Annotated in this window: 13 protein-coding genes; 7 read left to right on the top strand and 6 right to left on the bottom strand. The window is 59.2% G+C overall.

Annotated elements, in window-relative coordinates:
- Positions 1-9 precede the first annotated feature (9 nt).
- The 3 genes from ACA057_RS12690 to cobM all read left to right on the top strand — a co-directional run bounded on the left by ACA057_RS12690 (position 10) and on the right by cobM (position 1,958).
- On the top strand, positions 10-717 hold the full coding sequence (locus ACA057_RS12690) for a CbtA family protein (protein ID WP_497348788.1): 708 nt from the start codon (positions 10-12) through the stop codon (positions 715-717).
- The gene (locus ACA057_RS12685) at positions 714-1,127 is read left to right on the top strand and encodes a cobalamin biosynthesis protein (protein WP_497348786.1); all 414 of its coding nucleotides are present in this window, start codon (positions 714-716) and stop codon (positions 1,125-1,127) included. The genes ACA057_RS12690 and ACA057_RS12685 overlap by 4 nt, the downstream gene beginning before the upstream one ends.
- 84 nt (positions 1,128-1,211) lie before the next feature.
- Positions 1,212-1,958, top strand: coding sequence for a precorrin-4 C(11)-methyltransferase (cobM, locus tag ACA057_RS12680; protein WP_497348784.1), 747 nt, complete (start codon positions 1,212-1,214; stop codon positions 1,956-1,958).
- A gap of 52 nt (positions 1,959-2,010) precedes the next feature.
- On the opposite strand, the gene nfuA is transcribed toward cobM, so the two are convergent.
- From nfuA to ACA057_RS12665, 3 genes are all read right to left on the bottom strand, one after another.
- The gene (nfuA, locus tag ACA057_RS12675) at positions 2,011-2,595 is read right to left on the bottom strand and encodes a Fe-S biogenesis protein NfuA (protein WP_007898222.1); all 585 of its coding nucleotides are present in this window, start codon (positions 2,593-2,595) and stop codon (positions 2,011-2,013) included.
- Between the two features lie 57 nt (positions 2,596-2,652).
- A complete protein-coding gene (locus ACA057_RS12670; protein WP_497348782.1) occupies positions 2,653-3,687 on the bottom strand; it encodes an acyltransferase family protein in 1,035 nt (344 codons plus the stop codon).
- A 185-nt stretch (positions 3,688-3,872) separates the two neighbouring features.
- Complete coding sequence (locus ACA057_RS12665) at positions 3,873-6,167, bottom strand: fatty acid cis/trans isomerase (RefSeq protein ID WP_497348780.1); 2,295 nt, start codon at positions 6,165-6,167, stop codon at positions 3,873-3,875.
- Positions 6,168-6,322: 155 nt separating this feature from the next.
- Here ACA057_RS12665 and metH point away from each other — a divergent pair, with 155 nt between their 5' ends.
- The gene (gene metH, locus ACA057_RS12660; RefSeq protein WP_497348778.1) at positions 6,323-10,033 is read left to right on the top strand and encodes a methionine synthase; all 3,711 of its coding nucleotides are present in this window, start codon (positions 6,323-6,325) and stop codon (positions 10,031-10,033) included.
- A 224-nt stretch (positions 10,034-10,257) separates the two neighbouring features.
- On the opposite strand, the gene ACA057_RS12655 is transcribed toward metH, so the two are convergent.
- Positions 10,258-16,827: an NEL-type E3 ubiquitin ligase domain-containing protein gene (locus tag ACA057_RS12655; RefSeq protein WP_497348776.1), complete on the bottom strand. Its 6,570-nt coding sequence runs from the start codon at positions 16,825-16,827 to the stop codon at positions 10,258-10,260.
- A gap of 160 nt (positions 16,828-16,987) precedes the next feature.
- Between ACA057_RS12655 and ACA057_RS12650 the strand changes: the two genes are divergently transcribed.
- Positions 16,988-17,206, top strand: coding sequence for a DUF2970 domain-containing protein (locus ACA057_RS12650; protein WP_497348774.1), 219 nt, complete (start codon positions 16,988-16,990; stop codon positions 17,204-17,206).
- A 7-nt stretch (positions 17,207-17,213) separates the two neighbouring features.
- Here the strand turns inward: ACA057_RS12650 and ACA057_RS12645 are convergent, their stop codons facing one another.
- Positions 17,214-18,299 carry an ABC transporter substrate-binding protein gene (locus ACA057_RS12645; RefSeq protein WP_497348772.1) on the bottom strand — a complete coding sequence of 362 codons (1,086 nt, stop codon included), beginning with the start codon at positions 18,297-18,299 and terminating at the stop codon, positions 17,214-17,216.
- Between the two features lie 522 nt (positions 18,300-18,821).
- Between ACA057_RS12645 and ACA057_RS12640 the strand changes: the two genes are divergently transcribed.
- Positions 18,822-20,480 (top strand): nitrite/sulfite reductase, encoded by a 1,659-nt coding sequence (locus tag ACA057_RS12640; protein WP_497348770.1) that lies wholly within the window; start codon positions 18,822-18,824, stop codon positions 20,478-20,480.
- Complete coding sequence (locus ACA057_RS12635; RefSeq protein ID WP_497348768.1) at positions 20,464-20,958, top strand: DUF934 domain-containing protein; 495 nt, start codon at positions 20,464-20,466, stop codon at positions 20,956-20,958. The genes ACA057_RS12640 and ACA057_RS12635 overlap by 17 nt, the downstream gene beginning before the upstream one ends.
- Before the next feature lie 68 nt (positions 20,959-21,026).
- Here ACA057_RS12635 and ACA057_RS12630 read toward each other — a convergent pair whose 3' ends face one another.
- Positions 21,027-25,838, bottom strand: a complete 4,812-nt coding sequence (locus ACA057_RS12630) for an NEL-type E3 ubiquitin ligase domain-containing protein (protein WP_497348766.1) — start codon at positions 25,836-25,838, stop codon at positions 21,027-21,029.
- Positions 25,839-25,910: the final 72 nt, after the last annotated feature.

Raw genomic sequence — 25,910 nt, 5'->3', positions numbered from 1 at the left:
CCTGCCGACATGATCAAGCGTATTGCGCAAACCGCAGGTTTCACCGGACTGCTGGCCGCCCTGCTGCTGACCCTGCTGCAAAGCTTCTGGGTGGCTCCGTTGATTTTACAGGCAGAAACCTACGAAAAATCCGAACCAGCCGCTGTTGTAGTCCACGAACACGACGCCGGTGCTGTCACCGCTCACACCCACGACGCCGAAGCCTGGGAACCTGAAGACGGCTGGCAGCGCGTGCTGTCGACCACTGGCGGTAATCTGGTGGTCGCTGTCGGTTTCGCCCTGATGCTCGCTGGTCTCTACACCTTGCGTGCACCGACCAAAACCTCGCAGGGCTTGCTCTGGGGCCTGGCCGGTTATGCGACCTTCGTGCTCGCGCCGACCCTCGGCCTGCCGCCTGAGTTGCCCGGCACCGCTGCGGCCGATCTGGCACAACGGCAGTTCTGGTGGATTGGCGCGGCGGCCTCCACCGCCGTCGGCATCGCGCTGATCGTGTTTAGCCGCCACTGGCTGATGAAAGTCCTTGGCGCGGCGATCCTGGCCGTTCCTCATTTGATCGGCGCTCCGCAACCGGAAGTGCATTCGATGCTCGCGCCGCAAGCGCTGGAAACCCAGTTCAAAATCGCTTCGCAGCTGACCAACATGGGATTCTGGCTGGCCCTGGGCCTGATCAGTGCCTGGTTGTTCCGCCGCAAAAGCGCGGGTCAATACCACGCATGACAGATGCCAGCGCAGCGCCGACCCTGGCAGTCGGTCTGGGCTGCCAGCGCGGCTGCCCTGTCAGCACGCTGCGGGCATTGCTCGATCAGGCGTTACAGGCGCATCAAATCGGACTTCATCAGATCAGGGCCCTGGCCAGTATCGACATGAAGCGCGATGAGCCTGGCCTGATCGAACTGGCCGAACAATTGTCGCTGCCGCTGATCTATTTCAGCAGTGAGCAACTGGTCGGTTACCAAACGCAACTCAGCCATCAGTCAGACATCGCGTTCGAACGCACCGGCTGCTACGGCGTGGCGGAAAGTGCCGCCCTCGCCCTCGCCGAACACCTGTCCCAGGCGCCGGTAAAACTGCTGATTTCGCGACAAAAGTATGCCCAGGCCACCCTCGCATTGGCCTGCGCTGTATAAAATCCCCGATAATCCCCGTCTTCGATCATGAGCAATCTTCATCTGAAGCCTTGCCCAAGCCCCTTTTTCTCACAGGAACCGACGATGACCGTCTATTTCATTGGCGCAGGTCCGGGCGACCCGGAACTGATCACCGTCAAAGGCCAACGGCTGATTCGCAGCTGCCCGGTCATCCTCTACGCCGGCTCCCTGGTGCCCACCGCCGTGTTGGAAGGTCATCAGGCTGAACAAGTGGTCAACAGCGCCGAATTGCACCTGGAACAGATTATCGACCTGATCAAGACTGCCCATGCCAACGGCCAGGATGTGGCTCGCGTGCATTCCGGCGATCCGAGCCTGTACGGCGCCATTGGCGAGCAGATTCGTTACCTGCGCGAATTCGACATCCCGTTTGAAATCATTCCCGGCGTGACAGCGACGGCGGCCTGCGCGGCGTTGCTCGGTGCGGAACTGACGCTGCCGGACGTGTCACAGAGCGTGATTCTGACCCGCTACGCCGACAAAACCGCGATGCCGGCGGGCGAAGAACTGGGCAGCCTGGCGCAGCACGGGGCGACCATGGCGATTCATCTGGGGGTCAATCATCTGGAGAAGATCCTGGCTGAATTGCTGCCGCATTACGGCGCGGATTGTCCGATTGCGGTGATTCACCGGGCGAGCTGGCCGGATCAGGATTGGGTAGTGGGAACGCTTGAGGATATTGCCGAGAAGGTGGCGGCGAAGGGATTTCGGCGTACGGCGTTGATTCTGGTGGGTCGGGTGTTGGGCAGCGATCACTTTAGTGAGTCGTCGCTGTACCGTGCCGGGCATGCGCATTTGTATCGCCCATAAAAAAACGGCGCTCACGGGGCGCCGTTTTTTATGTTTGCAGCGAACACCTTACTCAGTAGTAGGCGTTTTCTTTCTGCGTGTGGTCGGTCACGTCGCGAACGCCCTTGAGCTCGGGAATGCGCTCGAGCAAGGTGCGCTCGATGCCTTCACGCAAGGTCACGTCTGCCTGGCCGCAGCCCTGGCAACCGCCGCCGAACTTGAGCACGGCGATGCCGTCCTCGACCACATCGATCAGGCTGACCTGACCGCCGTGGCTCGCGAGCCCCGGGTTGATCTCGGTTTGCAGGTAGTAGTTGATGCGCTCGTTCACCGGGCTGTCGGCGTTGACCATCGGCACTTTGGCGTTTGGCGCCTTGATGGTCAGCTGGCCGCCCATGCGGTCGGTGGCGTAGTCGACTACCGCATCGTCCAGGAACGCTTCGCTGAACGAGTCGATGTAAGCAGTGAAGCTTTTCAGCCCCAGCGCCGTGTCTTCAGGTTTTTCTTCGCCCGGCTTGCAATAAGCAATGCAGGTTTCGGCGTACTGGGTGCCAGGCTGGGTGATAAAGACGCGGATGCCGATGCCTGGGGTGTTCTGCTTGGAGAGCAGATCAGCCAGATAATCGTGGGCGGCGTCGGTAATGGTAATAGCGGTCATGGAAACTCCTCGCAGGCTTGGGCGCAGTTTACGCCAATCATCGCGCCGGACAAAGTCCTAGTATTTTTGTCGGGAAAGAGCCGGGACCGTCTCGACCGCCGGTTCACCGTCAATCCAGTCTTTAAGCCACCGATAGCTGCATTTTTCCACCCATTCGTAGCTTGCCCACGAACCCAGGCCAATCGTCGCCGCGCAAACAGCGAACATCACGTAGGGGTTTATGCCGTAGCGCTGAGCGACAAAACCACCCGCAGACAGCACCAGCACGTGCATCAGGTACACCGAGTAGGAACAATCACCGAGCAACTTGAACAGCCGATTGTTCGCGAAAAAGCGTTCCAGCGACATGCACGCCATGACCAGCACCGCACTCGGCACGCCCCAGGTCAGGAATCGTGGTTGCGGCGCCAGGTGATAAATAGCCGTCAACGCCCCGGCAATGCCCAGCAATGGCAGGTACAAACCCGGCTTGATCCAGCCACGGCGGTAGATCATGCCGATGGCGATCCCCAGCAGGAACTCATAAACGATACCCGAGCGATAGAACTCGCTGACCCAGCCATAACCGGTCCACGCCTGGCACACCGCGAACAGCAGCGCCGCAACGACCAGCAACCGGACCTGCAAGCGAAACAGCAGCGCCCAGGCGAACAGCAGGTAAAACAGCATTTCGTAGTTAAGGGTCCAGCCAACGTTAAGCGTCGGATAAATCCCGTAGCCGCCGGGGTTCTCGGTAGGAATGAACAGCAGCGACAGCAGGAAATGCGACCAGTCGACCGTCTGATCCGGCAGCAAGGGTTTGGCGAACACCACCAGCAACGCCATCAGCACCGTATACAGCCAGTACGCCGGGACGATGCGAAAGAGGCGATACAGCAGAAAGCGCCCCGGCGGCAGCGACTTGCCCTCGGTGGAGAGGAAAATCACCAGGCCACTGATGACAAAAAACACGTCGACGCCCACCGCGCCCTTGTCGATGAACATCTGCCCCACCGGCCCATGGGCCTTGAAGTCGAAGAAAATCTGCATGAAATGGTGGCAAACCACTGCCCAGGCGGCGATGGCGCGCAGTGCCTGCACTGAAATCAACATTGACGGCCCTCCGGATACCAAATCTACGCACCACCAAAATCCCTTGTGGGAGCGGGCTTGCCCGCGATGGGACCATCACATTCAACCTGATGGCGAATGATCCACCGCTATCGCGGGCAAGCCCGCTCCCACAGGGGTTCTACGGTGCCTTCAGATTGGGACATCAGGCGTCTGTCAAAGGTCGATCAAAGATTCTCGTAGCGGTTCATGTCCAGGACGCCCTCTTCCACCGGGTCGGTCTCGTGGACATACCGGCTCATATCATGGAAGTAGAACCAGAATTGCGGATGGCTACGGCGAATCCCCCAGCGTTCGACGATTTTCTCGAAGCGATGGGCGTCCTTGGCGTTTTCCATCGCGTCGACGAACTCGGGCACCTGCCCGGCCGGAATGTTGAACATGAAGTTCGGATAGCTGCTGAGCATGCCGGGGAAAATAGTCAGCGTGTCGAGCCCCGGTTGATAGCGCAGCGACTCACCGAGCAGGAACGCCACGTTGCTGTGCGCGCGGTTGCGCAGCAGGCTATAGACCTCACGCTTGCCGCTGGTGGTTTGAATGCGCAGCATCGTTGCTTCCGGCAACTGATCGATAACTTTCAACCCCGCCGCCGGCCGCGACGTCAGGCGACTCAAGGCCTGCTCGGCACTCTGCAATTGCAGATCGATATTCGGTCGCGAGCAATAAGCGCCGTCACAGCGATTGATTGGATCGGGCTTGGCATCGAGGTCGCCGTAGCGGGCCAGCAACTGCAGGGCGAAATCACGCTTGGGGTCTTTTTCGTTCAGGACGAGCGCCGTCTCCTTGTCGTTATCAATGGCCTCGTAATCCAGCCACATCTTGATCTTGCCGCTGTTCTGGTACCAATCGTCGAGGTATGCGTCCCGCGAATCCGCCGGCATCAGGCGCAGGAAGTTCTGCTCGGCGCCGTTGCGGATCAGGTCGAAATACAGCCGCGTCTGCGCCTGATGGGAGACGTTGCCGAACACGTCGAAGTTGACCGCCAGCTGATAGTAGGTGCGCTCCAGCAGCGGGAAGTCGAACAGCCACATCGTTTGCGGCACGTCACCGATCAGGCCCTTGTTCACTGAAGCGCTGTCAAAGTGGCGGAAGATGGTCAGCAAAGCGTTATCGTTGCCGGCCCACAAGGTCGACCAGCTCGGTGCCGGCGCATCGGCGTAACTGTCGCGGCGCAGCGCCTCGTATTCGTTACGCTTGTCGAGATAGTCGTGCCACAGGCTCAGGACGCTGCCGACGTCGTCGTTCTGCCCCGGCATCGCCAGCAACGGCGTGGCCTGGCCCCGGTAATTCGGGTCAATGATGTAGAGGTCGTGTTCCGGCGCCTGGAACAGCGCCCAGAAGTTATCGCGGATCACGTCAGTGGCAATCTCACCGCGACAGACAGGGCCGCGAATGAAGGTGCGCACGAAGTATTCGGCATTATCGAGCATGAACTGATAGCGCGCCTGTGCCAGAATCGCCTCGAAGGTAGTGAACGGATTGGCCCGGCGCTCCGGCCCGTAACCCGGCAAGGCGTTGACTTGCCAGTTGCCGTTATAAAAGAGGGTTTTGATCCGCGCCATCTTCGCCGCGCTCAGCGGATAGGTAATGTGGGTCTTCTGCACAATCACCCCTTGCACCGGCCACAAGCGGTAATACACCTGAGTGCCGGGGTCATCGTTCGGACGGCGGGTGTTGATCAAATCGATCGGCTGGCCGGTCGGCGTGCGCGAACGCACCCACTGGAAGAAGTGCCCCGGCTCGCCGTCCTTGAAGTAAATGTGAGCGAGAAACCAATGCTCGAACAACCAGCGCCCGACCAGGCTTTGTCGCGCGCCCGGCGCGTTGAGCAGGTTTTCCCATTGCACCACCTGCAACGCTTCCTTCGCCGAAGGCACCAAGCCTTGCTCATCGATGGGCGCGCCGGAGGCCAGCCAGCGTTGCAGCGTCTGGTATTGCTGATCGGTGAGGCCGGTGACCGCCAGCGGCATGCCCTCCTTCGGATGCGTGCTGGCGTAGCCGGCAAACTCGGCCGGCATGGCGCAGGTGTTTTCCCGGTTCAGGCCCAGGACAATGTCTTCAGGCAGCTTCGCGTTGGGCTGCAACGGCGTGGTGTGTCCCAACTCCAGCATCCGCGCCATCAGAGCAGCCTGACTGCCCTGGGCGTCGAGTACCGAATAGAAGCCCTTTTGCTGCCACGTGCGTTTGCCAAAGGCGTCGTAAAACAGCCGGGTCGGTGCAGCGGCCCGGCTGCGCTCGCCGTCGTACACCACAATCTTGGTCGCGCCCCGCGCCGCCCCTTCACCACTGCCCAGATTGAGCTGACAAGCGGCGTCGTAGCAGGCATGGCAGGCCACGCACTTTTCGGTGAAGATCGGTTGGATGTCGCGGCTGTAGGAAATGCCAGCGGAAATGGCCGGTTCTTGCGCGGCCGCGCCCCAGCTTAAAAACAGCAACACCATGCTGATGACGCGAAAAGACATGTCCCTGGTCCCAATCATGAAAAAACGCCGCGATTCTAACGCTCGGACACCCGTACCAACATGAGCGATATTCATGCAAAAACCGGACATGCTCTAGGAGCGCGCAGGTTTGCTATTATCCCGCCCCTTCGTCATGGCCTTACCGAGTAGTCCAAATGTCCGATCGCAGCGTTCGCCTTCAAGCTCTCAAGCACGCCCTCAAAGAGCGCATCCTGATTCTCGATGGCGGCATGGGCACGATGATCCAGAGCTACAAGCTCGAAGAGCAGGATTACCGTGGCAAACGCTTCGCTGACTGGCCGAGCGATGTCAAAGGCAACAATGACCTGTTGATACTGACGCGCCCGGACGTGATTGGCGGCATCGAGAAAGCCTACCTGGACGCCGGCGCCGACATTCTGGAAACCAACACCTTCAACGCCACCCGGATTTCCATGGCCGATTACGGCATGGAAGAACTGGCCTACGAACTGAACGTAGAAGGCGCTCGCCTGGCGCGCAAGATCGCCGACGCGAAAACCCTCGAGAACCCGGACAAGCCGCGCTTCGTCGCCGGCGTGCTCGGCCCGACCAGCCGCACCTGCTCGCTGTCGCCGGACGTGAACAACCCCGGCTACCGCAACGTGACCTTCGATGAACTGGTGGAGAACTACACCGAGGCCACCAAAGGCCTGATCGAAGGCGGCGCCGACCTGATCCTGATCGAAACCATTTTCGACACCCTCAACGCCAAAGCCGCAATCTTCGCCGTGCAAGGGGTTTACGAAGAACTCGGCGTCGAACTGCCGATCATGATCTCCGGCACCATCACCGACGCCTCCGGCCGTACCTTGTCGGGCCAGACCACCGAAGCGTTCTGGAACTCCGTGGCCCACGCCAAGCCGATCTCGGTCGGCCTGAACTGCGCCCTCGGCGCCAGCGAGCTGCGCCCGTACCTGGAAGAGCTGTCGAACAAGGCCGGCACCCACGTTTCCGCGCACCCGAACGCCGGTCTGCCGAACGAATTCGGTGAGTACGACGAACTGCCGGCGGAAACCGCCAAGGTCATCGAAGAATTCGCCCAGAGCGGCTTCCTCAACATTGTCGGCGGCTGCTGCGGCACCACGCCGGGCCACATCGAAGCCATCGCCAAAGCGGTGGCCGGTTATGCGCCGCGCCAGATTCCGGAAATTCCGAAAGCCTGCCGCCTCTCGGGCCTGGAACCGTTCACCATCGACCGCAACTCGTTGTTTATCAACGTCGGCGAGCGTACCAACATCACCGGTTCCGCCAAATTCGCCCGGCTGATCCGTGAAGACAACTACACCGAAGCCCTGGAAGTCGCCCTGCAGCAGGTCGAAGCCGGCGCCCAGGTGATCGACATCAACATGGACGAAGGGATGCTCGATTCGAAGAAGGCCATGGTGACCTTCCTCAATCTGATTGCCGGTGAACCGGACATCTCCCGCGTACCGATCATGATCGACTCCTCGAAGTGGGAAGTGATCGAAGCCGGCCTCAAGTGCATCCAGGGCAAGGGCATCGTCAACTCGATCAGCATGAAAGAAGGCGTCGAGCAGTTCATTCATCACGCCAAACTGTGCAAGCGCTACGGCGCTGCCGTGGTGGTGATGGCGTTCGATGAGGCCGGTCAGGCCGACACCGAAGCGCGCAAGAAAGAAATCTGCAAACGCTCCTACGACATTCTGGTCAACGATGTCGGCTTCCCACCGGAAGACATCATCTTCGACCCGAACATCTTCGCCATCGCCACCGGCATCGAAGAACACAACAACTACGCTGTGGACTTCATCAACGCCTGTGCCTACATCCGTGACGAACTGCCGTATGCCCTGACGTCGGGCGGCGTGTCCAACGTGTCGTTCTCGTTCCGAGGCAACAACCCGGTGCGTGAAGCGATCCATTCGGTGTTCCTGCTGTATGCGATCCGCAACGGCCTGACCATGGGCATCGTCAACGCCGGTCAGCTGGAGATCTACGACCAGATCCCGGCCGAACTGCGCGACGCCGTCGAAGATGTAGTGCTCAACCGCACCCCGAACGGCACCGACGCCCTCCTCGCCATTGCCGACAAATACAAGGGCGATGGCAGCGTCAAGGAAGCCGAGACGGAAGAGTGGCGCAACTGGGACGTCAACAAGCGTCTGGAGCATGCGCTGGTCAAAGGCATCACCACGCACATCGTGGAAGATACCGAAGAATCGCGTCAGTCGTTTGCTCGCCCGATCGAAGTGATCGAAGGCCCGCTGATGTCGGGCATGAACATCGTCGGCGACCTGTTCGGTGCCGGCAAAATGTTCCTGCCGCAGGTGGTGAAATCCGCCCGCGTGATGAAGCAGGCCGTGGCCCACTTGATCCCGTTCATCGAACTGGAAAAAGGCGACAAACCGGAAGCCAAGGGCAAGATCCTCATGGCCACGGTCAAGGGCGACGTGCACGATATCGGCAAGAACATCGTGGGCGTGGTACTTGGCTGTAACGGCTACGACATCGTCGACCTCGGCGTGATGGTGCCGGCGGAGAAGATCCTGCAAGTGGCCAAGGAGCAGAAATGCGACATCATCGGCCTCTCCGGCCTGATCACGCCTTCGCTGGATGAAATGGTCCACGTCGCTCGCGAGATGCAGCGTCAGGATTTCCACTTGCCGCTGATGATCGGTGGCGCGACCACCTCCAAGGCGCACACGGCGGTGAAGATCGAGCCGAAGTACAGCAACGACGCGGTGATCTACGTCACCGACGCCTCCCGCGCCGTGGGCGTGGCGACGCAATTGCTGTCCAAGGAACTGAAACCGGCGTTCGTCGAAAAGACCCGCCTGGAATACATCGACGTCCGCGAGCGCACGGCCAATCGCAGCGCGCGCACCGAGCGCCTGAGCTACCCGGCGGCGATTGCCAAGAAGCCGCAGTTCGACTGGAGCACCTACGAGCCGGTCAAACCGACGTTCACCGGCGCCAAGGTACTGGACAATATCGACCTGAAGGTTCTGGCCGAGTACATCGACTGGACGCCGTTCTTTATCTCCTGGGATCTGGCCGGCAAGTACCCGCGCATCCTCACCGACGAAGTGGTCGGTGAAGCCGCCACCGCGCTGTTTGCCGATGCCCAGGAAATGCTCGCCAAGCTGATCGACGAGAAACTCATCAGCGCCCGTGCGGTGTTCGGTTTCTGGCCGGCCAATCAGGTGCGTGACGACGACATCGAAGTCTATGGCGATGACGGCAAGCCATTGGCCAAGCTGCATCACTTGCGCCAGCAGATCATCAAAACCGACGGCAAGCCGAACTTCTCCCTGGCCGACTTCGTTGCACCGAAGGACAGCGAAGTGACCGACTACGTGGGTGGTTTCATCACCACCGCCGGCATCGGCGCCGAAGAAGTGGCGAAGGCTTATCAGGATGCTGGCGACGATTACAACTCGATCATGGTCAAGGCCCTGGCCGACCGCCTGGCCGAGGCCTGCGCCGAGTGGCTGCACCAGCAAGTGCGTAAAGAGCACTGGGGTTACGCCAAGGATGAAACCCTGGACAACGAGGCACTCATCAAAGAGCAATACACCGGCATCCGCCCTGCCCCGGGCTACCCGGCGTGCCCGGATCACACCGAGAAATCGACGTTGTTTGCCTTGCTCGATCCAGAAGCCAGCGAAATGAAAGCGGGCCGCAGCGGCGTGTTCCTCACCGAGCATTACGCGATGTTCCCGGCGGCAGCGGTCAGCGGCTGGTACTTCGCGCATCCGCAGGCGCAATACTTCGCCGTGGGCAAGATCGACAAGGACCAGGTGCAGAGCTACACCTCGCGTAAAGGTCAGGAATTGAGCGTGACCGAACGCTGGTTGGCACCGAACCTCGGGTACGACAACTAAGTCACCACTGGATTTCCTGTAGTAGCAAGGCTTGCCCGCGATGGCGCACTTGAAATCGCCTTCGCGGGCAAGCCCGCTCCCACAGGGACGTGGGTGGGTACAAAATGGGTGAACGACCGCAACTACTGTGGGAGCGGGCTTGCCCGCGATGGCGGCATTACAGTCAATATCGCTGGCGACAGATGCATTGCCATCGCGAGCAAGCTCGCTCCTACAGAAAGCGGTCAGGTGCTTGGGGTGTTCGGGGCGTCGACCTCTTTGCGTGACAGTTCGATCATCTTGCTGTTGCGCGCCGCTGCCAGGTCAAAAAGCTTGATCATCAACGTTGCGTCGTCCACATCCACCGCCTCCTCGGACGTCTCTGCCTCATCGAGTGTGCGGAATTCTTCAGGGTATTTTTCCTTGAGGTAGTCGACCCAGTAATCACGCTGGATCAAGTCTTCAAAGAAGCGGTCGGACTGTTCCGCGTTGCTCACTTCGATCCGGGCTTCTGCCAATTGTCGGGGCGTTACGCCCGAGGCATAGGTCATGTGTTTCGGTTGCCCAGGCAATTCCAGACCGTCGCTCCAGCCCTCCGTCAGCCCGATTCGATAACCCAGGCGCACTTCCGCTTCATCACGACCGTTGCGCGCAGCGGCTTTCGTCGCCAGATCGTCGACCTTGTCCAGGCGGAAAAGCTGCCGAGACAGTTTCAACAGTGCCTCACCCCTTACGGCCAGTCGCCCCGCGGGTATTTCGAGCAAGGCGTTGTGGGTGAAGACTTTACTTTCCAGCCCGCTGAAGGTGAGGATTCGACCGTCAACGCAGGTGCCATGCGTGTTGGCGCTGGCGAACAGAATTTCCCTGAGTTCGCTATTGCTGGCGGCGGCATCCATCACCGTCCACACCCGACGCGTCAGGTCGGCATTTGCCACCCGGAACTCCTGCGTATCCTGCAATCGCGAAAGCAAATGAAAGAACGCCGCGTTGTCCGGCTCGGCCGCCAGTTGCCTCCAGGTCTGCGTTTTGCCCGCCAGTTCCTCGGGAGCCGCGTTGGCTAACCAAGGTGCACTTTGCTGGAAATCAGGCGGCACCTCAGGCAGGGTTTCATCGGATTCAACGCTTTCACTTTCGCCGTCACCCTCGCCGCTGGCATCGGCAAGCATTTCGTCCAGATCAGTGCGCGACAGTCCCATCACGGTTTCGCGTGAACCTGCCTCGCGGTAATCCCTGAGCTGCTCAAGACTCTCAAGCTCCAGACTGTAGTTTTCGCTCAGGTCTGTACCGGCAACCAGCACCTCGTGGCTGCCATCCAGAATCTCGGAAGGCATTGCGGTGAGGTAGTTACCGCTCAGGTTCAGTGTGCCGAGATGATGGGCGTCCAGCACGCCTTGCGGCCAATCGGTCAAATTGTTGTTGCGCAGATCGAGCGTCTCCAGTCGCACAAACACCTCGACATCAAATTCGTCCAGCCCGTTGTAGCCCAGATCCAGCCATTTCAGGTGCTCCAGTCGGTTCAACGAGGCGTACAGGTGCTCGGTATCATTCAATCGGTTGGCGGAGAGTTCAAGCCGTTCGAGGTTGACCATGGACTGGATGTGCTCCGGTAGCGCTCGCAGCTCATTGCCGTTGAGCTTCAACGATTTCACGTGGGTGAAGGCCTTGAGAAAACCGTCGGAACCTTGCGCGGTGAGCCTTACCCCGGTCAGGTCCAGCGTGTCCACGTGAGCGAACACGGCCGGCAGCTCGGGGAGATCGCCCAATTGCAGACCGTTGAGATTCAACACCTCACCCATCGCACCTGCCGCGCCCGTCACACTTTCGCGCCAGCAATCGAGGATTCGTATCGCACCCAGTCGACGACTCTCCGACGACACTGCCCAACCTGCGCCATGGGTTTCCCGGGTAAACAGCCAACCATTCAATCGGCGCGTCAGGTCTTCAAAAGTCTGGTCCCATTCCCTTAGCCGCTCGATGATTTGAACCTCCGTTGCACCCCGGTTGCGCATCTGCTCGATGGCCTGAAGTGCTTCATCATCGGCAAGTGCCGGATTCAGTCGTTGCAGGCGCGTGGCAAAATGCGCATTGCCCTCGCCCACAGGCACTGGCGGCAACGGCAGCAATTGCCGGGCGATGGAAAGGCCACTTTCTGTCGGCGGGAAGGTGGCCGGCACCTCCTCCAGATCGAACCTTTCCAGCGTGCCCGCCGGCAGGACTTTGGCAATTTCGATGCGCTGCCGAGCCATTTTCAGCGCCTGCAGGGCTTTCGCGGTCAACGGTGTATAAGTCAGCTGGCTCTTGAGCAGCACGTCATCCACAAGGTCGGCCGGTAGCGAGGATATCTGGCTGCCACGCACATCCAGCCAGGCCAGATGCGGCAGATCTTGCGTTCCCGTCGGCCATTCATGCAGATTCGTGCCCCGCACATTCAAGACCTTCAGGCGAGTCATCCGGCTGATGTCCAGCGTGCTCAGCGGGTTGTCGCTCAAGTCCAGGGATTCAACCGCGCGCAGGCCATCGAGTGCTTGCTGCACCTCGGGATCGACGACTAGCCGGTTGCCAGAGAGATCGAGACGGGTCAACTTCGCAAGATCGCCCGGCGCAATCGGGACTTCGGTCAAACCATTAGCGCTCAGGTCGAGGGTGTGCAGCTCGCTAAACCCTCGAACAAAACCTCGGAACTGTTCGGCCGGCGCTTGCACCCCCCTCAAGTACAGGGTTTGTACATGATCGAAGGCACCGGCAGGCAGTTGGGGGAACTCAGTGAATTGCACTTTCGGCAGATCAAGCGCAGAGGCATCGACCGTCGCGCCGTAGCGCTTGAATACACCGTTACGCCAACACGTCCTGATAAAAGCCGCCGCCCAGGACCGTCCCATCACTTCCTTCAAATCCATTTTCTGTTGCATCGCACGACCGGCCCAGTCGTTCAGTTGCCAGTCCAGTACGCGGAACTGCTCGCTCAAGGCATCGACAGCATCGAACCGCGCCTGCGCCCCCTGCCATTGCTCGAGAAAATGGTTTAACAGGCCCAAGGAAGGCTCATCCATGCCATCAGCCAGACGTTTCAGCTCACTTTTGCAGTAGTCCCTGACCATCTCTTCCCGGTCGATAAGGTGTTGCGGGTGATTCTTGACGTACTCATAGGCCGGTTTGAATTTTTCACGGCTGAATTTCGACCAGTCCAGCGACAATCCGGACCACAATTTTTCATGCCCCTCGAACAGGCCGTCCGGCACCGTACTGATCCCGGTGCTTTTCAGATCCAGGCGTTGAAGGTGCGGCAGTTCAAGCACTCCGGTGGGCCATTGATCCAGCGAGGGTGCAAGGACCTTGAGTGCGCGCAAGTTGCGCATGCCGCTGACATCCAGTGCCAGCGGTGCATAACCCGAGGAATACACACTGAGTTCTTCAAGCGTGGTCAGCGCACTCAGCCTCGTCGGCATATCCACGGCGTAGGGCACGGCCGAAGACAGGCTCAGGCCGGTGAGGTCCGGCATTGCGCTCAACGCCGCCGGCACGTTACTGAACTCATCGCTGGTTGAATTGATCCGCAGGCTTTTCAGCTTGGGAAAGGCGCCCAGCAGCGCATCGATGCTGGCGTCCGTGACACACCGCCCCCAGAGCAGCAAATCATTCACGTGTGAAAAATCCGCCGACAGAGGCGGAATCGGGTCGTCACACACCACTTCAAGTGACCGAAGAGGCGCCTGCTCCTCGGCCAGCGGTGCGTTGCGCCAGGCTTGCTTGATGTTTCGCGCCGAGGCCGCCTTGCCCCCCAACATGGACTGCAAGGTAGTCTCCGAAACCGAGTCGCCCACCCATTGATCGAGCGTGGACTCAAGCTGCTGCCATTCACGCAGGCGCCTCTGCAAATGGCTGAAAATCTGTGCGTCGGTCTTTCCCTCTCGCAATTGCTTGAGGATGAAACCGTTGGCCTGCTGATCGGTGAGCAGCGGATAGACATCCCGTACGCGACTCACCAACGATGGATTGACCCCTTGGCCGCGTCCGCTGGCGTAGTAGCCCACGGTGCGCTCTGTCACCCGTACGGGCGGCTTGAACGACCTGTTCCTGCCCGAGCGATCCTCCAGTCGTTGCGCCAATTCGGCTCGATGCTTGATGGCCGAGTCGACAATGACCCGCTGTAAATCAGCGCTTTGGCTGACGTGGGGAACACCCAGTGCCTGGCGCGCCTCATCAGGCAAGGCCTGCATAATCGAGGCGAAAAAGTTGTCGCCCATCGAGGGCACGCTATTGAGTGCCTCGCCATGTTCATCAAACGCCTGGTAAGCCGGCCCCTTTTTGACTACATACTTGCGACTCGCAGCGGCCTCGCGGCCGATGCCATCGATCAGCGGCCCGTTGGTGTGGCCGTCGCGAATTTCCAGGCGCACCTCGCCAGACCAGCCCGGCAGTTTTTCCAGTGCGTGCAAGGCAAGCCATTGGCTGTCAGCCGAAACCATGCGTCCAAGGTGCAGACCGGCAAAGGCCTGACCCACACGCCCCTGCTGCGCGTACCAGCGGGCTTCTTCCAGCAGGTTCAACGGGACTCGACGCGTTGCTTTCAGGCGCGTGAGCTCCTCAGCACTGGCATCCAGCAGAATCCGTTGCGCAGCGGATTCGCCCAGGCCCGGACATGCTCGCTGCAGCAGGGTGATGAATGGGTCACTGGCTTCAGCCTTGCCGACATCAAGCGCAAACAGCCGCAAGGCGTCAGCCAACTCCGGTGGCGGCGGCAGATGATCCAGGTGCATTTTACGCAAGGCATTGTCATCGACACCCACGGCGTCGGCGACCTTGAGCAGTTGCTCGTCGCTCAACGCCTCGGTCACAGGCCCCATGCGCCGCAGCAGCGTCAAGCGGTCCCACTGGAGCGGGCGCTCAAGCGTATGGCGCCAGGCGCCATGCCCGTTGTGTTCGAGAATCGGCTGATAGGCATTAGCGTCAGTCGGATGCTTGATGCGCCATTTTTTCAGCGGTTCATCGTAGGTGACTTCATAAACCTTGCCGCTCTGCCGGAGGTACGTCTTGCGGTTTACCTGGTGCAGTCCCCAGGCGTCGGGGACGGCGTTGTGACCCAGCGCAAGATCACTTTCATACGCCGCCAGGTCCGGTTTCCACAAACGGGTTTTCCCATCAGGTCGGGTAACTTGATCGAGCTTCTCGATCACGGGTTCGGGTTTCAGCGTTGCCAGTTTGCCCAGCACTTTGCCCCCGCCGGCCATCACGCCGATCAGCGCCAGGTTCTGCGCGACGTCGACCAGATGCGCCTTGGCGGCTTGGCGATCGCCCTCACTCCACTCGATCGCCCCCTCGAAGGATTCGTACAGCAACTGCCCGGCCATCACCGTGATCATGAGCTCGCCCAGCACCGGGACGAACATCGACACCATGTTCAACCCCAGCATGCCGATTTCCAGCAGGTGATTGAGCTTTTCCGCGCGCACTTTCGCATCGACGTCAGCGGTGGGAACCGCATGGCTGCGCGTGTCGGCGATGACCTTGGTGCGGTGCTGTTCGTAGAGATAGTTCCAGAGATCGCTGTTGGCGGACCAGATGCCATCAGCCCCTTTGCGAGTGACACCGAACGGATTGAGATAAGGGTCTGCGACCGGCTCGCGCTTGGCCTGTGGCTCGGGCGGCACCTCTTTGATGCGGGCGATGGTCGAAATCGGCGGCACCAGCTGGGCGACTTTTACCCAAATGGATCGCCATGGATCAGAGGGCGAGTCCGCTGAAGGTCGGGTGAACTGGCTGAAGTAATACGGACGGTCGGCGTAGGCCACGAACTGGCTGAAAAAACGCTGATGAGCTGTCGGGCGACCCTGATCGGACGGCGATGCATCACGGGCGGTGAACTGGCGTTTGAACTCATCTCGCCACTGCGAAGGGGTGTAGCGCTTGAGCGGGTGCTCCGGGTCGTGGGGTATGTAAACGATGAAATCATCGGTATAGCGGTATTGTTCGCAGATGCTGAACACGACGCAGCCGGTCATTCTTCGTTTCATCAAACTCAAGTCGCGAAACCACACCGGCCTGTTACCCAGAACGGGGTGGATTTCACCGCCGACCACCGACAGGATCATGGTGTAGTCTTCGGGCTCGATATCCTTTTTCAGCAGGGCCAATTCGGCAGCGGCGCTCAGCGCTGTTTTCTGACTGGTGATGAATTGCTGGCGAAGCGTCGCCTCCCTCTGCGCATCCGCAGGCTGGAAGAACCCCTTCACGTAGGTTTGATAGTGGGCGCCGATATTCAGCGTGCGACAGAGTGACAAGAACTGCCTGACCGTCATGGCGACAGTGGCGACTTCGAACGTGCCGGGGGTGGAGGTTTCTACAACGAACCCGGATTGATGATGGAAGGCGCCCTCCTCACACTCGGACGCTTCGAAGTTATGCAGCGCAGCCTGCAACAACGAGAGTTTCAGCACCTCGAACGAGGTGATTTCGATTTCAAAGACGCCCACTTCCAGCGGTCGCCTCAGGCACAACAGGGTTTTATTGACGTCCAGGTCGATCCCGAACTGCTCCTTCAAGGCTTTGCCGAGCAACGGGGCGGCGAATGTGTCGATGTCCTGGAGCGCTGACATCGTCTTGTCCAGCGCTGTCTGGGCGGTAAAACTGGCGTTGAACCTGTTGCTCAACGCCTGCCGTTGCTCGATGGACGCGTCTTGATACCAGCCCGGCAGGTGCGCACGGGAATCTTTTATCGCCGCGCGTCTGGCCGGCGTGGCGTCAATCAGCCAGTCGGGGCTGATCTGTTCAAGGAAGTCGCTATGGAGGCTGGTTTTTTCTCGGGGAATGCGTGGCATGGTGTCGCTCCTGACAAGTGGAACGACAGGACACCATTTGAAGAACGCGCCTCTGCGGTAGATAGTTATGGCGCCATTGCCGGTTTGTTACCAACGGCTTCGGCGGCACGAATGGCCGGATTGGCTATGCTCTTGGGACATTCTTTCAGGCGAGGCATTTATGGACGACCCAGTCGACAACAAACCGCCGACGTTCTGGCAGATGCTGCACAGCGTGATGGCGGCGGCCTTCGGGGTGCAAAGCGGGAAAAACCGCGCGCGGGACTTCACGCACGGCAAGCCGAGTCATTTCGTGATTCTGGGGATTCTGTTCACGGCAGTGTTCGCCCTGGCACTGTTTGGCATCGTGAAACTGGTGCTGCTCGTGGCGGGCGTTTGAATCCGGCTCAGTGCATCAACGTTTGCAGGCTGAACGGGTAGCGGTACGTCGTGGGCTTGCCCTTGGCCGAGAGCTTGTGAAAATCCACGCCGAAATTCTGCGCCGCGCCCATCGCCAGCAATTGCCTGGCTTGCGCCCGATTAATCAATTGCAATAACGGGATCTGCCGGTCGCGACCACCATACTGGCTGACATCCACGCCCTGATCGTAATCGTGCAACTGCACCAGCGCCCAGCCGCCGAGACTGAAGTGCCCGCCCAGCAACACGCTCAATCGATTGTCCAGCAACGCCTGCAACGCCGCCGGCGAGTTATTGATGGCGCCGAACAACGCGTCCTTCCCGGGTTTGCCACCGGTTTCGGCATACGCCTGCATGGCGCCGAAGGCCATTTCGTCATTCGCCGACCAGACCAGCGCTGTCTGCGGGTAGCGCTTGAACAGCAATTTTGCCTGCTCATAGGCCCGCTGATGGGTCCAGCCGCCATACACCAACTGGCGCAACCGCACTTCAGGATGTTCGGCCAGGGCGCGCATCATGCCCTTCTCGCGCAACTGCGCGGCGGGGGTGATCTTCAAACCGGAAAAGGCCAGCAAGTCGATGAACTGACCGCGACCTACCGCGCCGTGCAGGCGAATCAGCTCCTTGAGCATCAGGTAGCCGCCCTCCTCATCGTTGGGCACCAGGCTACCCAGCCAATCGGGGTATTTGTCCGGCTGCGAACCTAGCAGGCTCATCTGGCTCGCGGTCAGGGCGTTGTTGACCATGAACAGTTTCACCCCGCTGCCTCGGGACAGGCGCAGAATTTCGGGGGCGATGTACTGCTCGTTGACGAACACCAGATAGTCCGGACGAACCGGCCCTTGCAGGGCTTCGCGCGCCTGCCTGAGGGTGATTTCGGCCACCCGGTCGGAATACTGGATGCGCAAATCCATGCCCAGGTCGGTGGCGGCGGCCTGCATGAATTGCGAGTAGCTGACCCAAAAAGCTTCCTTGGTGGTTCCCGGATTCAGGAACAACACCGACGCCGCTTGAGCGCACGATCCAACGACCGTACTCAGCGTCAGCAGTACACCACACAGAAACTTCAACATTGATCGTCCGAGCCCCGAAAATTCGCCGCGCATTATAGCCAGCGAACTCCCGTCAAACGGCGTTTATTCCGGTTTTTGTCCGACAATCGTCAGGACAGGACCCGGACGGGGTCGATTACTGATGACTGACCCAGAATACGGCTGTGCCCACGACCAGGATGATCAGGAACAGAATCGCCCAGGCATCGACGGTGCTATCGGGTTTTGAAGCTTTGGTAGGGTTGCTCATTGCATCGCCTCTTGTCGGTTTTATCGGTGATTGCATAAAGACTCGACCACAGTAAAGACGACGATTGCCCGCACCACAAATGTGGGTTTTGTCCCATTGCATCTCATTAGTCGTTTTGGTTCTTTGCATATACTCAAACATCACTTTTGCGCATAACTGCAAACTGGTATCTTGCCCCGGCTCCGTTGGGAGTGCGCGGCCGTGCGCGCAGAATTGCCGAGGCAGTATCGAGACTTCAGCAAGCCAAAAACGCAGCTGGATCCGACCGGCCCAAGCCTGAGAACAGGACTTATATGTACGTATACGACGAGTACGATCAGCGGATCATCGAGGACCGCGTCAAGCAGTTCCGTGATCAGACCCGACGCTATCTGGCAGGCGAGCTGAGCGAAGAAGAATTCCGCCCCCTGCGCTTGCAAAACGGGCTTTATATCCAGCGTTTCGCGCCGATGTTGCGTGTGGCGGTGCCTTACGGCCAACTGACTTCGCGCCAGACGCGAATGATGGCCAAGATTGCCCGCGACTACGACAAGGGCTATGCCCACATCAGTACCCGGCAGAACGTGCAGTTCAACTGGCCGGCCCTGGAAGACATTCCGGACATCCTGGCTGAACTGGCCACCGTGCAGATGCACGCGATCCAGACCAGCGGCAACTGCCTGCGCAACGTCACCACCGACCAGTTCGCCGGTGTCGCTTTCGACGAGTTGATCGACCCGCGTCCGTGGTGCGAGATCGTCCGTCAGTGGACGACATTCCACCCGGAATTCGCCTACCTGCCGCGTAAATTCAAGATTGCCATCAACGGTTCGACCTCCGACCGTGCCGCTATCGAAGTCCATGACATCGGCCTTGAGCCGGTACACAACGCCGCTGGCGAACTGGGTTTCCGTGTGCTGGTCGGTGGCGGCCTCGGTCGTACGCCGGTGGTGGGGGCATTCATCAATGAATTCCTGCCCTGGAAAGACCTGTTGAGCTACCTCGACGCCATCCTGCGGGTTTACAACCGCTACGGCCGTCGTGACAACAAGTACAAGGCGCGGATCAAGATCCTCGTCAAAGCCTTGACCCCTGAAGTCTTCGCACAAAAAGTCGACGCGGAAATGGAGCACCTTCGCGGTGGCCAGACCACGCTGACCGACGCCGAAGTGCATCGCGTCGCCAAACACTTCGTCGACCCGGACTACAAGGTCCTGGACAACCAGGCTGCCGAACTGGCCGAGCTCGACAAGCAGCATCCGGGCTTCGCCCGCTGGCGCACCCGCAATACCCTGGCGCACAAGAAGCCGGGTTATGTCGCGGTGACGCTGTCCCTGAAGCCGACCGGTGTTGCACCGGGCGACATCACCGACAAGCAGCTCGATGCCGTTGCCGACCTGGCCGATCGTTACAGCTTCGGTCAGCTGCGCACCTCCCACGAGCAGAACATCATTCTGGCCGATGTTGAACAGAGCCAGTTGTTTGCGATGTGGAGCGAGTTGCGCGAGCAAGGTTTCGCCACGCCGAACATTGGTCTGCTGACCGACATCATCTGCTGCCCGGGCGGCGACTTCTGCTCCCTGGCCAACGCCAAGTCGATCCCGATCGCCGAATCGATCCAGCGTCGTTTCGACGATCTGGACTACCTGTTCGACATCGGTGAACTGGACCTGAACATCTCCGGTTGCATGAACGCCTGTGGTCACCACCACGTCGGCCACATCGGCATTCTCGGCGTGGACAAGAAAGGCGAAGAGTTCTACCAGGTTTCCCTCGGTGGCAGCGGCAGCCGCGACGCCAGCCTGGGTAAAATCCTCGGCCCGTCCTTTGCCCAGGACGCCATGCCTGACGTGATCGAAAAGCTGATCGACGTGTACCTTGAACAACGTACCGAAGACGAGCGTTTCATCGACACCTACCAGCGTATTGGTATCGACCTCTTCAAGGAGCGCGTCTATGCAGCGAATAATTAAGAACAACGAAGTCGTCGACGAAACCTGGCACCTGTTGCCCAAGGACTTCAACATCGACGAGATCAGCAACTGCGACGATCTGATCGTCCCGCTGCAGCTGTGGCGCGAGCACAGTCGTATGCTCAAGGCCCGCGATGGCGGTTTGGGCGTATGGCTGGATGCCGATGAAGAAGCCGAAGAAATCGGTGAAGACGTGGAGAGTTTCCAGGTCATCGCCTTGAACTTCCCGGCCTTCACCGATGGCCGCAACTACTCCAACGCCCGTCTGCTGCGAGACCGTTATGGTTTCAAAGGCGAATTGCGGGCGATTGGCGATGTCCTGCGCGACCAGTTGTTCTACCTGCACCGCTGCGGTTTTGACGCGTTTGCAATCCGCGCCGATAAAGACCCGTACGAAGCCCTGGAAGGTCTCAAGGACTTCTCGGTGACCTATCAGGCCGCCACCGACGAACCGCTGCCGCTGTTCCGTCGCCGTTGATCGTGAGGCCTTGAACCTCTCTGCGGGGGTTCAAGGCCATCCACCTCTACCGCGTTTGCGATTGTTCTTCAGGAATCGGGCGCCTGATTTCGTACCAATGCCTGGGACGTAAGCTGTTTGATCAGCTCGCGACGTTCGTTTTTGAAGTTTTGAAAGACGCCATTCATACGCTCAGTAGCGACCGCCTGCGAGAGTTCCTGCCCCTCCAACTGCGCAAACGACCGTGCTGCCCGATCAGAGACCGCCTCAAACCGTTCACGATGGGACGCCTCAAGGTATTCGACCCAAAACCCTTGCGTGATGATCCATTCCGGCCATGCGCTGGTGCGTTCCTTTGTCAGCACATCCTGATACATCCGGTCCAGGGTCGTCGGGTGAATCTCGACATTCCATCGGGTCGTGATGCCCCTTGGCTGGGACGGCAAGTCCAATCGCTCGGCCAGCCTCACGCGATAAGCCAGACTGACCTCAAGGGCGTGCTCGTAGATTGTCGGTTCAGCGACGCTGCGTGTGTTGATATCTGCCAACGCCAATCCTTCGACCTCTTGCAAGCGGAACAAGCCCCTTAGCAGGTTGATGAGTTGCTGCTCCAGAGCCGCCGCACCGGTCGTGGCCGCTGCCATTGCGCGGAAGCACAACACCTGCACTTCAAATTCACTGAAAAGCGCCGCGTATCCGTCGGCGCTGACCCGCCCCACGCGGGCCATGCTAAACAATGACCGTCGCAGACGATCATCTTCGGCGACCGCCTCCAGGACGTTCCAGACCCGCTGGCTGAAGTGTGCGTAAATTCGCTTGAAATCGGCCGTCTCACTCAGGCGTGAAAGCACATTGAAAAAATCACCCGAACCGGGCGTTACCTGCAACGAGTCCCACAGCGTCCGTCTGGGCAAAGATTCGGCAATGGAATTGCCCGCCAGCCATAAAGCACTTTGATCTGCCTGGGGCCCGGTTGCCCCGAGTTGCCGACGGTAATCCGAGGCGGTCACCCCAAGATTGACACCCCTTTTTTGCTGATACGTGACTATCTGTTTGAACGTGTCAGGCGATAACGGGTTGCCATACACATTGATTCCCTGGTTTATCGCCAAAGCCCCCTCGAAGACCTCTTTGGGCAACTGTTCTATCTGGTTGTCGCGCATATCGAGCAGGCGCAGGCTGGAAAGACCTGAGGCGCCCGGGGGCCACTGATCGATACCGGTGCCACGCAGGCTCAGCTGCTCCAGGTGCTGCAATTTGCTGACATCAGGCACTCGCGAAAGGGATGGATTGCGGGCCAGGTTTAGCGTCTGCAGGCCCGTCATATTCGCAAGCTGAGTGACTGACTCGGCCGTCAGTTGAATCCGGTTGTCGCTCAGGTCCAGATGCGCCAGCGTCGGCATGCGTTCCACGGCCAAGGGCAAACGCGTCAGGTGATTGCCGCGCAGGGACAGGCTGCGCAGATTGCTGAAGTTATGCAGAAAGGTATTCAAACCGGCGCCCGCCCCCACGCCTTCCAGCACCAGGCTACCGACATGGCTGAAATTGCCGATAATCACCGGTAACTCACCCAAAGGTTCTGCGACCAATATCAGCGTGCTCAATGGCCCTTCAATCGGCTGAGCAATGCCGGATTCGTTACGCCAACTGCGAGTGATTGCTTGCGCGGCGCGGAGCTTGCTCAGCCTGGAGACCTGCAACCGTGGGCCGTCGGGCGTCTGATGCCAGGTTTGCCGGTTTACCCAGCGGCTCAACGTTTCCCTGATTGCAACAAACTCCAGCCTCTGCGCTTCCAGCTTCCTCAGAACCAGAATCTCGTTCGTACCGAGGGCAGTCAACAATGTGTGGATTTGCGCGGGGGAATGCATCGGATAAAGCTCTTGCGCCCGGCGCACCTTAACGTCGGTGCTGGCGACGGCAGCGCTACCGGACTGTGCGACAGACCTGTCAGCCAACCCCATGGGCGAGGTGTAGCCTGGGCGGCGAGGCTGGGCGCCTATGACCTGCGCGATGGCTGAGCGCCGCTGCAAGGCGAGCCGCGTAATTTTCTCCCGCAACGCCGTCCCCGCGTCATCAGCCTGAACGCCCAGTGCCTCCTTAAGTTGCGCCGGGAGCCCATGCCATAGCGCCTGGAAATAATGGTCACGGGTGCGTCCGGTGAATGTGGTCAGGGGCCCGTCGCGCCCTTCAAAGACGCTGTATCGGTCAGCAAGCGCGTTGATCAGCAGTTTCTCCGATGCTTGCTCCGCTCCAATACTGGCCACCACCCCTTCGCTGATGGTCCACTCCAGGATCTGGACGCGCAGGTCAGCGGACCAGCCTGGCAAGTGCGCAAGGGTATCGAGCACCAGACAATGGGTGTAGTAGCCCCCAGCACCATTGAGATACAAGCCCTCGTATGCCCGACTGACACGCACAACCTGTTCATAACGCCGCGCTTCTTCCGCCAGCCGCAACGGCACTTTGGCAGCATCCAGTTCGGCCCACTCCTCGATAGTGGCGTTGTTCACCAGTTCCTCGGCCACACTGGCCGGCAAATCGGCAAAGGCGCCGAGTAAGGCAGACACCCGGACATTGCTCGGCGCTTGCGTGCGTTGATAGACCCGACTGAACAGTGCCAGTCTTTTGCTTTCGGCCGGCTCCGCGATGATCTGCATCAGTTGCGTCACCTGAGCATCCGAACCCTCGGCCGCCTCCCCCAGAAGACTCTCACGCTGAGCACTATCGAGGGCTGACAACAACACGCTGTGCCACTGCCCTTTATCCAATGTGTCCTGTTTAAGCCGGACGGTCTTCGCTGCCGTGGGCGAGCCATACAATCCCGTTTGCTCCCCCGCGGTATTAACGACACTGATGGCGCTATCGCTTGGCCAGGTCCTCAGGGCTGTCAGCAAATGCAATTGCAGGTCGGAGTCTGCCGACGCAGCTGACGACGCTGCCTGCACCTGTTCGATAAAGTCAGTGACCGTGGCATCGGCACGAAACCGCCGAACCGTATCGATCAATAATGCCGGTGGGCTGCTACGGTCAGTGTGAGCCTGACGCAGAACACCGTCTTCGATCCCGCTGACGGCAAGGATCTTCCTCGCAGTGACGTCCGGCAGGTCAACGCGTGAATAGCCAAAGCGGCGAAACAGTGTCAGCTGATCCCATGTTTGCGTCAGTTCCGAGTCATGACGCCAGGCCCCCTCGCCGTTCGTTTCGAGTAATGGGATATACCCGTCTGCGCCGCCATTGGGTTGCAGCACTTCCCACAAATCCGTCGAGGGCTGGGGGCGCACCGCATACAGGTGTGTATCGATGGAAAGATAAGCCTGACCTTCTATCCAGCGCAGTCCCCGATCATCCGGGGCCAGCGCCCTGGGCACGGACCGACGCTGGTGATAGGCCGTCAGGTCGGGCTTCCACAAGCGGGTCCGGGCCTGCGTCAAGTTGACCGTTCTCAGGCATTCGATAAAACCCGAAGTCCTGACGGCTTTAAAGGTCACTCCAGCGGCCGCCGTACCCGCCGTAAACGCCGCCATCAGAATCAGGTTCTCGATCACATCGAACAGATAATCCGTGGCCTGTTCTTTCTCGCCCCTGGACCAGCTCGCGATGCCTTCATACACCTGCGCCAGCAGTTGCACAGCGGTCAGTGCCAACAAAATCTCGCCCACTACGGGCAGAAACGACGCGGCGACCAACAGCAGATCGAGCCCGATTGTCTTGTAGGTTTCCAGTCTGGCGAGCCGGGTCTTCTCGTCTTCATCGTCTGTAGGAACCACCATAAGCCGCGCATCCGCTATGGATTGCGCGACGCGCTGGCGATACATCTGTGTAAAAAGGTCGCCTTCGAAGTCAACACCGGTAAATGACACGTAATCAGCCAGCTGTGGAAGTGGTGAATTGCTGCGTGGAAACAAACGGCTATCGAGCTCAGTCAAAAAATTCAAGCGATCGCCGATACTGATGTAGCGCATGAAAAATTTGCGAAATTCGGCGCCTTTCAATCGCCGGCTCAATTCCATCTCGAAATCGCGGAACGAGGCATACTCCTTCAATGGGTGCAGCGGATCATCCGGCAGATAGACGACACAACGGTAATCACCATCATCATGTTCACTGACCGGACCAATGAACATCGCCCCATTAATCATCACCTCAAGCAGTTTCAATCCCTGATAACCCAGTGTGTTGTTGCCGAGTCTGAGGGGTTGCGTATTATTTTTCACTGACTTCAACATCTGATGAACTTCGGGACTGATGTGTTTTTTCATCAGCGCGACATGCCTGTCCACTTCGAAACAATCCTGCGAATGGGTAATGCATTTATTGCGCAGTTCACTGACCGGCGCACCAGGCTCAAATACTGTCTGAAGATGAGTCTGATATTGCTTACCTAAATCCAGTGTCCGGCACAGTGCGGCAAACTCATCGGGTTTTATCGATAGTATCTTGGCTGCTCGCCCGGTAATCTTTTCCGGAATATAGATCAATGAGGTGTCGTGATAGTTTGCCGGCAGCGTCTCGCTGAGTTCAAAGTTTTCGCAGGCTGCCGTCAACAGATCCCGATCGATCGGCAGGACCAGTTTCTTGCGTAGCCCCAACAGGCTCGAGGTCGACCGCACGTGTTGAAAAACCACACCTGACACTTCCAGCGGCATACCCAGTTTGTCGGACATGGCCTTGGCCAATAACGGCGCGCAAAAACTTTCGGGAGATTCGAGCTTTTCCAGAAGTGTGTCGGCTTCACTTTTTGAGCGATGACTGGCCATCAAACTGACATAAAGTTCACGTCGTAACTCATCCGACGCCGCCAACAACCAAGAAGGTGTATTACGTTTGACAACATCAAAAAAAACGCCTTGTTGCTCAGGCGTTAAAACAGGAACCACAGGCGGGACAGATAAAGAAGACATATTGAGTATCTCGACAACTGATTTAGAGCCTTCAGCTTACCGAGCATCATTTTTAATAAAAGCGCGAATAGC

This window comes from Pseudomonas sp. LBUM1661 (assembly GCF_059695925.1).
This window is presented reverse-complemented; position numbering and strand designations above follow the sequence as displayed.